Annotated in this window: 10 protein-coding genes and 4 pseudogenes; 7 read left to right on the top strand and 7 right to left on the bottom strand. The window is 41.8% G+C overall.

What is annotated here, in order from left to right:
* Positions 1–104 precede the first annotated feature (104 nt).
* Positions 105–227, top strand: a pseudogene (locus AACX68_RS02315) (transposase); the annotation flags it as partial.
* 492 nt (positions 228–719) lie between these two features.
* Here AACX68_RS02315 and AACX68_RS20040 read toward each other — a convergent pair.
* The gene (locus AACX68_RS20040; RefSeq protein ID WP_370630328.1) at positions 720–1,070 is read right to left on the bottom strand and encodes a transposase; all 351 of its coding nucleotides are present in this window, start codon (positions 1,068–1,070) and stop codon (positions 720–722) included.
* A gap of 280 nt (positions 1,071–1,350) precedes the next feature.
* Complete coding sequence (gene tnpA, locus AACX68_RS02310; protein WP_228860481.1) at positions 1,351–1,755, bottom strand: IS200/IS605 family transposase; 405 nt, start codon at positions 1,753–1,755, stop codon at positions 1,351–1,353.
* Positions 1,756–1,814: 59 nt separating this feature from the next.
* Between tnpA and AACX68_RS02305 the strand changes: the two are divergent.
* The 3 genes and pseudogenes from AACX68_RS02305 to AACX68_RS02295 all read left to right on the top strand — a co-directional run bounded on the left by AACX68_RS02305 (position 1,815) and on the right by AACX68_RS02295 (position 3,840).
* Positions 1,815–3,041: pseudogene (locus AACX68_RS02305) on the top strand (RNA-guided endonuclease InsQ/TnpB family protein).
* Positions 3,042–3,286: 245 nt separating this feature from the next.
* Entirely contained in the window at positions 3,287–3,523 is a 237-nt protein-coding gene (locus tag AACX68_RS02300) for a type II toxin-antitoxin system CcdA family antitoxin (protein ID WP_228860480.1), read from the top strand.
* Between the two features lie 2 nt (positions 3,524–3,525).
* Entirely contained in the window at positions 3,526–3,840 is a 315-nt protein-coding gene (locus AACX68_RS02295) for a CcdB family protein (RefSeq protein ID WP_228860479.1), read from the top strand.
* Between the two features lie 238 nt (positions 3,841–4,078).
* On the opposite strand, the gene AACX68_RS02290 is transcribed toward AACX68_RS02295, so the two are convergent.
* The 5 genes and pseudogenes from AACX68_RS02290 to AACX68_RS02270 form a co-directional block, all read right to left on the bottom strand.
* Positions 4,079–4,579 (bottom strand): substrate binding domain-containing protein, encoded by a 501-nt coding sequence (locus tag AACX68_RS02290; RefSeq protein WP_339389259.1) that lies wholly within the window; start codon positions 4,577–4,579, stop codon positions 4,079–4,081.
* 510 nt (positions 4,580–5,089) lie between these two features.
* Positions 5,090–5,863 carry a carbon-nitrogen hydrolase family protein gene (locus tag AACX68_RS02285; RefSeq protein WP_228860478.1) on the bottom strand — a complete coding sequence of 258 codons (774 nt, stop codon included), beginning with the start codon at positions 5,861–5,863 and terminating at the stop codon, positions 5,090–5,092.
* A gap of 13 nt (positions 5,864–5,876) precedes the next feature.
* Entirely contained in the window at positions 5,877–6,620 is a 744-nt protein-coding gene (locus AACX68_RS02280) for an SDR family NAD(P)-dependent oxidoreductase (protein ID WP_228860477.1), read from the bottom strand.
* 456 nt (positions 6,621–7,076) lie between these two features.
* Positions 7,077–7,337, bottom strand: a pseudogene (locus tag AACX68_RS02275) (recombinase family protein); the annotation flags it as partial.
* 48 nt (positions 7,338–7,385) lie between these two features.
* Positions 7,386–7,729: pseudogene (locus AACX68_RS02270) on the bottom strand (Tn3 family transposase); the annotation flags it as partial.
* 975 nt (positions 7,730–8,704) lie between these two features.
* Here AACX68_RS02270 and AACX68_RS02265 point away from each other — a divergent pair.
* The 3 genes from AACX68_RS02265 to AACX68_RS02255 all read left to right on the top strand — a co-directional run.
* Positions 8,705–9,493: a hypothetical protein gene (locus AACX68_RS02265; protein ID WP_228860476.1), complete on the top strand. Its 789-nt coding sequence runs from the start codon at positions 8,705–8,707 to the stop codon at positions 9,491–9,493.
* A gap of 11 nt (positions 9,494–9,504) precedes the next feature.
* Positions 9,505–10,230, top strand: coding sequence for a scabin-related ADP-ribosyltransferase (locus AACX68_RS02260; RefSeq protein WP_228860475.1), 726 nt, complete (start codon positions 9,505–9,507; stop codon positions 10,228–10,230).
* A 667-nt stretch (positions 10,231–10,897) separates the two neighbouring features.
* On the top strand, positions 10,898–11,108 hold a 211-nt coding region (locus AACX68_RS02255), incomplete at its 3' end, for a methionine adenosyltransferase (protein WP_304957246.1).

Genomic DNA, 11,108 nt, shown 5'->3' with positions numbered 1-11,108 from the left:
ATCATGCGTCGAAAGCTCATTAACGGGCTTAATCCCTTGATGGTTGTCTGACTGCATGATTGTTGCCAATCTCACTTAACCAGCATAAACCAGATTAAAGATACAAGATGGATGGTGAGCAAGATCACGTCCATTTGTTGGTCGCTTATCCCCCGAGACTCGCGGTAAGCATCTTGGTGAATAATTTAAAATCCGTCTCTTCCCGATTGTTTCGCCAGCAAAATACGCCGGAGTGACGTGTTTTAAAGCCCTTTGGGCTTTTCGCCTTATATCTCGGCCCGCACTGGGCGAGGGTTTACGGCGAATTTTGCTAAAAATAGGGAACTTACCTGATGTTCCGTTAATGCGACAGAACCTAACAAGAAGCACCCACTAAGGAAGAATCTGCTAGCTGGCCACACAGTAAGCGCGAAATGTTGCCTAGCGGTTTTCAGGCGGAATTATTCCTATTTTTCACACAAATTATCTCTATTAGTACGATGGAACCCAAGTAACACTTATATAAAGCCCGACTTGAAATACGGGGAATTTCAGCCTGAAATTTTTTCATAAAATACTTTTAAAACAATATAATAAGTTTATTTTTCAAAGCGGGGATTTTATCTGTTTTTCCTATTTTGTAGAGATATTGACATCTTTCTCACCGTGACAGCTCCCCGCTCTTTAGAGTGTCTCGTAAAAGGGGGCATTTTTTCAATACGTTAAGTTGAGACCCTATCCTATTTTTTAGTGTCTGTTATTTGGATAAATAACAGGCTGAAAATCACCCATAATATCAGAGCTACTGCTCTTGATAAGTTATAGGCCAGCGCATGCAAGGTAAATTCCAACTTTACTGTGGATAATCCTTTACGCCGAAAGCGCTCCAGTTCCTGAATTTCCCGCAAAGCTGAAAATACCGGTTCTACAATGCTCTTTCGTTGACTAAATATCCGTTTTGACTCCGGATTAGCCATATGCAAACGTAATTCATCCCGTTTTTCATCTTCCAGATAGAGTTTTATTTTTCTTCCACCTTTGGCCCGTGTACATTGGTTTTTTTGGCTGCATTGGGCGCAATTAGCACCGATAGCCTCGCGTTTTTTCCGATGCTGCCACGGTGCTTTTCAAAGATAATGGGTGATGGGCAAGGCAGAGATAAATGTCTTGCCCAGCATCATAGATAAATAACTATTTGGAGTAGATTTTTCGGGGGCTCTACCGGATTGAATTTTCAGAGCAAAACAGCAGGATCTGAGATGTGAATTGTTAGACGTGAAGATGTTTTTACCATCTTTTTCTCCAAAGAGTACTCCCGCCGACATAAGGCGAGAGTACTCTTTGGATGGGCTTGAAAAGCCCAAATATCCATCAACCACGCTGATGTTGAATGTATTGCTTAATGACATCCAGTGGGGCACCTCCACATGAACCCGCAAAGTAGGAGCGAGACCAGAGAACAGGTTTTTTATAGGCGCTCCGTAAATCCAGAAATTCATTACGTAAGCGTCTGGATGTGACTGCTTTCAATGAGTTCACCAATACTGATAACGGAACAGTAGGGGGATATTCGATCAACAGATGCACATGATCTGAATCACCGTTACTTTCTTTTAATGTCGCGCCAAAATCACGGCAGACCTCACTTGCATATTGATGAAACGCGACATAGTGTAACTCACCAAAGATTTTTCTACGGTACTTGGTCACAAACACAAGATGGACATGCAGAAGAAAGGCAGCATGTCTTGAACGATTAATCTCATATTGTTGCATTGAAGTCTGCCAAATAAGCGGAAATATAGAAAAACGAAACTACTACACACTGAATAAGAATGCTAATTCTAAAAGCCTATAAATTCAGACTGGAACCCACTTCTGAACAATCACAGCGCCTACGACAGATGTGTGGTTGTGCTCGTTTTGTCTGGAATTATGGACTCGCAGAAACGCAACAAATTCTTAATTCAGGAAGTAAACTACCTTCCGCTTTTGAGTTAAACCGAATGCTCACTGAATGGAAGAAAATACCGGAACTTGTCTTTCTGCAGGAAGCCTATACCGATAATCTTCAACAGAAACTCAAAGATTTACACGGTGCATGGAAACGCTGTTTTGATAAAAAATTATCTGCAAAAAAACGGTTTTCAAAAGGAAAAATGAGTGGCGTGACACAATTCGTTTCGTTAATTTTGAGAAATATTGTCGCCTTGAAAAACGAAGAATAAAACTCCCGTCAGGATTGGGCTGGGTGAAATTTCGGCAATCCCAGAAGATAACTGGAAAAATCAAAAATGCCACAGTCAGCCAGTCATGCGGCAAGTGGTATGTCAGTATCCAGACGGAATATGACGTAACCGATCCCCTTCACCCGTCAACGTCAATGGTTGGCCTTGATGCGGGGATAGCCAAATTAGCGACCCTCTCAGATGGCACGGTTTTTAAAGCCTGTAAACAGTTTTAAAGCCAACCAGGAAAAACTCGCCAAACACCAGCGCCAGTTAAGCCGGAAAGTGAAGTTCAGTCAGAACTGGCAGAAACAGAAACAAAAAATCCAGCGATTTCACCCGCATATTGCCAACATCAGGAAAGACTATCTTCATAAAACCACAACCGAAATCAGCAAAAACCACGCGATGATTGTCATTGAGGATTTGAAGGTCAGTAACATGTCTAAATCTGCAGCAGGGACAGTAAGCCAACCAGGGCGAAACGTCAGTGCAAAATCAGGATTAAACCGTTATATCTTGGAACAAGGCTGCTATGAAATGCGTCGCCAGCTCGAATATAAGCAACATTGGCAAGGTGGTCAGGTAATTGCAGTTCCTCCGGCCTATACCAGCCAGAAATGCGCCTGTTGTGGTCATACAGCGAAAGAAAACCGTCGGTCACAAAATCAGTTCGAATGTCTGGCCTGTGGATATAGCGAAAATGCAGATATCAACGGGGCGCGTAATATTTTAGCGGCAGGACATGCCGTGCTTGCCTGTGGAGGGCTGGTGCAATCAGGCCACCCGTTGAAGCAGGAACCGGACGCTGAGCGATCAGTTGTCACCGACTAATGGGAATCCCCCTCCTGAGTCACGAAGTGCGAAGGTGGGGGAGGATGTCAATGGGCAGAGCTTTGCTTACTTTTTGTCAGACGTTCAATTAACCACTTTTCAGTCATAGGAAAATCTCACTCAAGATACCAAGTATGTATTTAGGCATGAAGAATGTTAAATAAACCGAAAGAGTCTACTTTTAGAACTATAAATCGTGTATATATGCGTGTATACTACACGTAATATTAATGGTGGGGTCAATCATGACAGCAAAACAAAGAAACACCCAGAGCGTAACCATGACCATAGAGCGGGGATTATTGAGTCGGGCACGTGAAGCGGGTATCAATTTTAGTGCAACACTTTCCGCTGCTCTGGATACAGAATTACGCCATTATGAGGCGAAAAAATGGCAAGAAGATAACGCAGATGCTCTAGAGGCATTAAACCGTTTTCATGATGAACATGGTTGTTTCAGTGATGAATACAGGACGTTTTAATTATGCAATTTACCGTTTATCGTAATACTGGAAGAACCACTGTTTACCCTCTGTTATTGGATGTAACAAGCGACATTATAGGGCGGTTAAACCGCAGAATTGTTATCCCACTATTGCCTATTGAAAAATATCCGGATAGCAGTCGCCCAGATCGAATGATTCCACTTGTCAGACTTATAGACGACAAAGAATATGCTGTAATGACTCATGAGCTGGCAAGTATACCTGTTCGTTCTTTGGGTACTGAATTTTGTGATGCTACGCAATACCGTGACCTGATTAAGGCAGCAATGGATTTTATCTTTGATGGTATTTAATTGAGCTATGTTTTCAATTTTTTCAAAAACTGAACAAAAAACTGGATGCTACGTTCAAGGGCGTGTAAGCTGGAATCGTTCAAAATTTTGCCGCTTTTATGGTTCTGCCGCATGCAACGGCGTTAACCAACGTCAGTATGATTATGTAGGGGGAGTGATCAGTCTGCTCTAATCATTCGAGTTCCCCTTTCTTGAAAAGATTTAATTATTGGATGCATGCTTCTTAAACACCACCAACTTATGACCAAATAGCCAGCCCTTTCCAGTATTCATCAAATAACTGTAAAAATAGACGCACTTTAGGCAGCAAATAACGCTTGGTTGGGTAAAATGCACAAACAGGTGGCCCCGGTTGAGAATATTGAACTAAAACAGGCTGTAATTGTTTATGACGAATATGTTCTCCAACCAGAAAAGCACCTAATTGGCAAATTCCTTTTCCTTGTAATGCTGCGTCTAAAATTGCTTCAGTATCACTTAAAACTAACCTTCCTTGGATCGAATGTGTCACCTTCCCCTGCTCAGTTTTAAAATTCCACGGCACATTACTGCCTCGATGCCTAAATGCCAGCAACTTATGTTGGGCTAAAGCTGCAATAGTTTGTGGTTCACCATACGTCTGCAAATACTCTGGCGAGGCACAGGTGATATAACGATGTGGAGCCAACACCTTGCGAACTAAACGGTTATCATCATTGCCTCCAATCCTAATCGCGACATCAAATCCTTCACGAATAATGTCGCAATAGTCATCTGAAAATCAACATCTGACCAGCGCGATAGGTAAGCCTGGACTATTGGCATCACAAAACGTCTACTAAACACAATCGGTACAGTAATCCGTAGTTGCCCTTTTGGTTGTTGCTGGCCTTGGCTAAGTACATTTCCTTATTGGATATGCGCACCGTCATTGGTGCACCAAAATAGGGTTATTCAATGAAAGGCTAACAAGAGCGCTAACAGCCAGCACCTACACAAAAGTTTTAGTTATCGGATCATTGCGGAGAGCATAAATAAAGTTCTGGGTTTTTTACGGTTGAATTGATGTTTAGCTTCTCACAAGAGAGTGTGGTGTGGTATACCGATGCCACGGGAAGGGCGGTTTGTCGCTGGGGTGCGGGAGATACACCTATTGTCTATTTAGCTTGGTGCATTTTGTGTATCACTGTCAGTTTACAGTTTGCTCCCCAGCAAATATTAACTATCCGAGAAAGCTTTATCGTTTTAGTATTCAGATCCCGATTATAGCCTAGATATAAATAACTTTAGGAGCAGGATTAGTGCTTCTTAGTTTGGCAATGACTACGCATGATCCAGCTTCAGGAGCTTCAATAATAAGCCTTCCATTTTCATCCCAAATTGCACTCTTACCAATAGCATTAAAGCCACCGGAAAGGCCGCTATAATTTGCCATTACAACCGCCATACCATACTTCTTTGCGTAGTTTTGTAGTTTAGCAGTATCGTCATAATAACCGCTTTCAGTAATCAAGACGGAGCTTAAATAAGCAGATGCTCCCATTGTTGCAGTGTTATGTGCATGAGCGGCAACCCCTGTATCCGCACATATAGCCAAACCCAAAGACTGTCCATGGCATTGAAAAACTTTTACATCAGAGCCGGGCGTAAAGAATTTGTCTTCTCCTGGATGCAAATATATTTTGCTATAGTGAAAAACGGGTGTATCCGAGCTAACAACAAATACCCCAATCTGGGGTTTATTCCCTTCAGTATTCACTGGTGCGCCAACAATAATCGTAATGTTATATTCCCGAGCCAATATCCTAAATGGTTCTAAACGAGTATCTGCATCAGTGAACGCTAATTCTTTTGCCAAATCATGCTCATAGCCCGTTAGGGATAATTCCGGAAAAATAATCGCGTTAGCTTTCTCGGAAGCGGCTGCAGATATCAGTCGTTGATGCATCCGCGTGTTTTCCTCAACATTTCCCCTCACTGGGGAAAACTGAGCTGCAGCTATTATGAAATTGCCCTGCATAATATGTTCCTTAATAAATTCCATATGTACTTCAACCTTAGATTGAAGCTCCCCCGTCCATGAATATATCTTGGCCAACAATGTACGAAGCTTTGTCTGATGCTAGCCAAACTGCAGCATTTGCAATCTCTTCGGTTGTTGCAACACGCTTTGATGGATTAGTTGCAGATATGCGGGCATCACGGCTTACACGATCTTCACCAGCCCGATAAGAAAGAGGGGTATCCACAGGGCCGGGACAAATGCAATTTACTCGAATACCATGCTGGATTACTTCAAGAGCTGCTGTTCGTGTCAAGCTACTTACAGCGGCTTTCGAGGCTGCGTAAGCACCCATGCCGGGCCGAACGAGTTTGGCACCAACGTTGGAACCAATATTAATAATTGCCCCACCTCCTGATTGTTTCATTTTTTTTATTTCATGCTTAAGACAAAGCCAAAGACCGAAAACATTCGTATTTAAAACGCGAGAGAAAGATTCTGAATTAATCTCATCCACTGCACCGGTGACTACTATCCCAGCTGAGTTTACTGCAACATGCACTGTACCGAGAGCTTGGAAGCACTCTCTCACTGCGCTCTCGTCCGTGATATCGATGGCCACGGTTTGGACAGATTTTGCAGTTTGTGAAATGAGAGCAGCCGTTCGTTCAAGTTCATTATGGCGGCGTCCAAGGAGCACAAGACTGGCTCCAGTAGCGGCAAATGCGACTGCTGTACTACGACCGATCCCAGACCCTGCTCCAGTGATTAGAACGGTTTTTTCTGAAAAATTGTCCATAGCGGCTCCTTATGTATGAGTCATTGTATTGAAAGAGTAGAAGATAATATGAGCTATTCTATTATCAGCTGGTCAAGAAAAATGGAATAGTATTGAGATAAAATAAGAGGAGAGTAAGTTAAATTCCTATTCTGTAATTTACACAACGTTGTTTTAGTAATTAGGTAGATGTCTGAATAAAAGGTGTTAATCCCAAAAATTAAACTATTATTGACATATCTAGATTATTCTCAATTTAAAGGAATATGTTGCTTGTATACTGAAAAATAGAATTTAAAGTACCCTGTTTTTTTTATGTTCTCGTTGTAAAGTTTTCGGTCTAGCTAATGCGAAAAAACACTCTTAAATAAAATATTTTTCATTTATCAGCTCATGGAAAAATGATTTTAAATTAGGTGGTTATACTTATTGGGGGCAGTTTGGATATCGAAAATTATTGTACGCTAAGACTATTTTTTAATCAGGCACTAATTCTTTATAAAGAGCCTGAATCCGGCAAACCTGTGAAGTACTGTAGCCTGTTGCCTCTGCTGTTTCTCGGATGCTGAGTTTTTTAACCTGCCGGTAGTACATTACTTTTTGGTGTCGTTCCTGATCAGCTTGTTTACCTTTATATTTACCGAGCATATGAGCGCGCTCGATTCCCTGTTTTTGCCTCTGACGACGAATCAACCAGTCCTTATGCGATATCGCGGCCATCATGTCAATCAGCATAGAGGGTTGTAAGCGTGAAGTCGCCAAAATTTTGCGGGCTTGCCATAAGGCTTATGACAGCGCCAGTCCCTCAATCATAGCGTTCAGATCGAGTTCTTTCCCTTCACTGATAAAGGTGTAATGGCCGTTAAGAAAGATATGCTGCCAGGCTACGGACGACATTCATCTGAGAAGAGCAATCTCTCGGGTGTTACCAACATCCTCATACTTCTGCAACAACCGCAACAGCAGGGCTGAGTTATAATAATGATGCTGAGCAGTCGCCCGCACTGATTACTGATCTCCAGCTCAATATCATTCTGTCCGGTCAGCTCTTTTTTGCCACCAACCTGCGCGATCGTTGAACGAAGCTGATGCCAGGATTCAATGCGGTTTTGCGACCGGTGGTTGTTTCTGGCTACCGTTTTCTGATCTCGCTGCGTTGCCCGTAGCAAATGTCTCGTGCCTGGCTAAGACGAGTAGTGGAAGGACACATAAACTACTATGGAGTTCCTTTCAACATGAAGTCTATAAGCCAGTTTGTAGGGGAAGTGAAGTTACTGTGGTTGAAGGCACTGCGTCGACAGAGCCAGCGGCACAGAGTGACATGGAAATTTTTCGGTCAGCTGTGCAAACACTGGTTGCCATCCCCCCAGAATAGTCCATCCACACCCGATACATCGCTTACACGCCAGAACCCAAGGTAAGAGCCGGATGCGTTAGCAGCGCACGTCCGGATCCGTGCGGGGGGTAGCCGGTAACGGCTATTCCTACCGCAACCAACTGGAACGCGCCGTTAAGCACAACATGGCAACCGGCGAAGAAAAAGCCAGCCTTGAAACCTAGAAGAAGTACAGCGTACAGATGAACAGGGTAGAGCCAGAGAAACCGGAGTGGCCGGAAAAGCCAAGAATGTGATCTCATCGGCGTTTTCATCACGTTATTATTGTGACAATAAAGCACTTATAATTATGGTGTAATAGTGTGATCTCATCGGCGTTTTCATCACGTTGTTATTATGACAATAAGGCACTTATATTTATGGTGTAATTATGAAATATATATTGAATTTATTGATGGTCGGAGTGCTATTTTTCTCGGGCCAGTCCATGTCATCCACCACATGTAATTCTGGTAATACACCCACAGGTGTCGTGAAAAGCTACGGGCTAGACAGTAGCGGGAGATACACGCAAATTCACTTTACTGCTAATGACGGGGCCGATTTTCCGCAGCTAACCAATAAAACATACCCTATAAACACGGATTCAGGGAAAGCTATAGATAAAATTGTTATGCTGGCGTATATATCAGGAAATAAAATAACCATTTATTGTCAGGGGGATAATCAGTTTGACTCCGTTAAAATTAACAATTAAATGGTGGGAAATATGAGAAAGGTAAAGTTTTGCGCTTCTCTTTTGTTTTTGCTATCTTCACTAGCTCATGCATCACGATGGTATGATGTGACTTTCAGCAATCCAAACCAATTTTACTCCATAACTATAGATACCCCACAAGGGAGTGGTTCCAAATGCATGTATATTTGGGCGGTTCCTAATCCAGCAATAACACTTCAACCAAGTCAAACATCTCAAAAAATACAAATAGAAGATAACGATTTCATATTTACTTGTGCTGGTGACCCCAAGTTTGTCACGTGGAACGTTCATGCCAATCCCTTACCTAGCTATGCAAAGTATTATCGTGCCAAGACATGTACGGTAGAGTTTATGCATTTTAAAAGTGGTTCAACATGGTTCACAAGAATAAATTCCCCTTGCACAAGTGGGAAGGATATACTCGTAGCTGATGCAACCTGTAATGGTCGAGGGTGCTTGAATTCAGCAGAAAGCGGCGTTCCAGATCATGGAGCCATTAATATAACGTTCTTTACTACTAACCAGACATCATGTCGGGATAGAAATTCTAATGGAGTTTATATCGATAATAAGGTGACTGGTATATATCCAACTTGGGGTGGTGAAGATGTAAACAGAGTTGTTCTTGCTCAAGGGAAGGGACTATTTCATGGGGATTTCACTTATGAATATGGTCTGAATACAGAATACGGAAAGAGATTTTTTAAGTACGCAACTCTGGCTAATATCACTTCCAGTAGATTACAAGCCCAGTGCGATGGGAATGGTGCATTGGGCGAAATAAATTTATTATATTAATTGGTGGCTTGATGAAAATACTAACAGTATTTTTCTTGATTATTTTCTCACCAAATCTATTGGCGCAGACTTTTTTTTACAGAAGTGATAGCCGGGCCCCGACTGGACCTAGTGGGGTATTTGAGATGGGGTTTCATCCGTGGGGGGAGAATGATAACTTACTTGAACATGTTGAAGCTGATAGTTTAGGTATGCATGGCGGGGCGCCCACCTCTGCATTTGTAGCAACATCTACTGATTCTAATGTGGCTGTTGATATTTTTGCGGATGAAGAGGGGGATGGAACGGAATTTTATCTTTATGAGGTAAGACCGACTGATAATTTTTATAGCGTGGAGACTTCATTTAGGGAATGGGGGAGAACGGATCCTGGTTACCTTGAGGCTCTTCATGATTTCGGCGATCAGCGTGAATATGTTGCTTTTGGGGGGATCTCAAGGGAACAGATACGTAGAGCGACCTTGTATCGAATCGTAGATGGTATACCTGTACTATCTACAGTTGAAGATAACGCTCATTACCAAGAGATAACTTCAGCAGCAAACCCTGGCCCATATCCCCACATGTACCCATCAGGGGCTGATACTCAATTTTCAACAACGTATGCATGTGCAAATAACACGTCATATTCAAGTGTTAGTAGACGTGATATTCTGAAATCAGAAGATAAATTTTATAAGAAAATGCAAAAATGCAATGCACTGATATTGGCTGAGGCTTTTGTGGCCGATTTCTAATTAAAAAACTTAAGAGGCCTCGGAGTTGAACGTAGCGCCCTTTCAGGGCGAGCGTCACAGCTGCGCAATTTGGGGTAATAAGCGGGAACCATCGAAAATTTTGTCACGTTTATCTGTAGTAGTGACAGGGTAGCTGCAATAACCGTTAATATTAGAAAGAGAGCCTTATTGCATTTAAATGCGATAAGGCTCTCTAATTAATCTTGATAAAAATAGAATCAATCTATCTCGTAAATTATATAAAAATAAGCCACTTCTGATAATAAATACTCTTCTACCGATATAATCGATTATGTAATAAAAACCGCTAGTTTTTATTTTTATCAATATATGGGTAGTTATTTCCAGTGTTTGAGTATATAACTGACCAGTATCTTTAAGAAATATTGGTTTATCCCCTTTGACTAATTTAGTTCTCTCTATTAAAGAAGAAATTACTTTCATTCGATCAAAGCTTTTATTTTTACGTAAAGAACCATTTATAACATGTTGATATATTCCATTAGGAAATTTAACTCATAGATATGGTTTTTACATAAATGAGCCTCAATTCTCAATAATATTTTAGTTAAATATTCAGAAATATGAAGAGCCAGCAAGAATCCCCCTGATATGTTGTTGAAAGAGGGGTAATCGCCTAAATGGCCTGATAACACTGATGCGCCCGATGAGCATTGAAGCACCTTGTGGGAAAAATCCGATAGACCACACTGGGAAGATTTATGGCTACTTCTGTCATAAGTTGGCGAACCAGATCTATCAAGAGCTTGGCTCACCTTGTCAAGTTCATATCCAAACCTATAAAGGTAGTCCACTAAAGAAGCCAGATGATGTTCTTGTAATTATGGATTCTATTCCTGTTGACAACAATGCTGTCA

It is taken from the genome of Xenorhabdus sp. PB61.4, from assembly GCF_963894935.1.
GTDB classification, from domain to species: domain Bacteria; phylum Pseudomonadota; class Gammaproteobacteria; order Enterobacterales; family Enterobacteriaceae; genus Xenorhabdus; species Xenorhabdus stockiae.
Note: the sequence above shows the minus strand (reverse complement) of the source record. Positions and strands in the feature narration are given on the sequence as shown.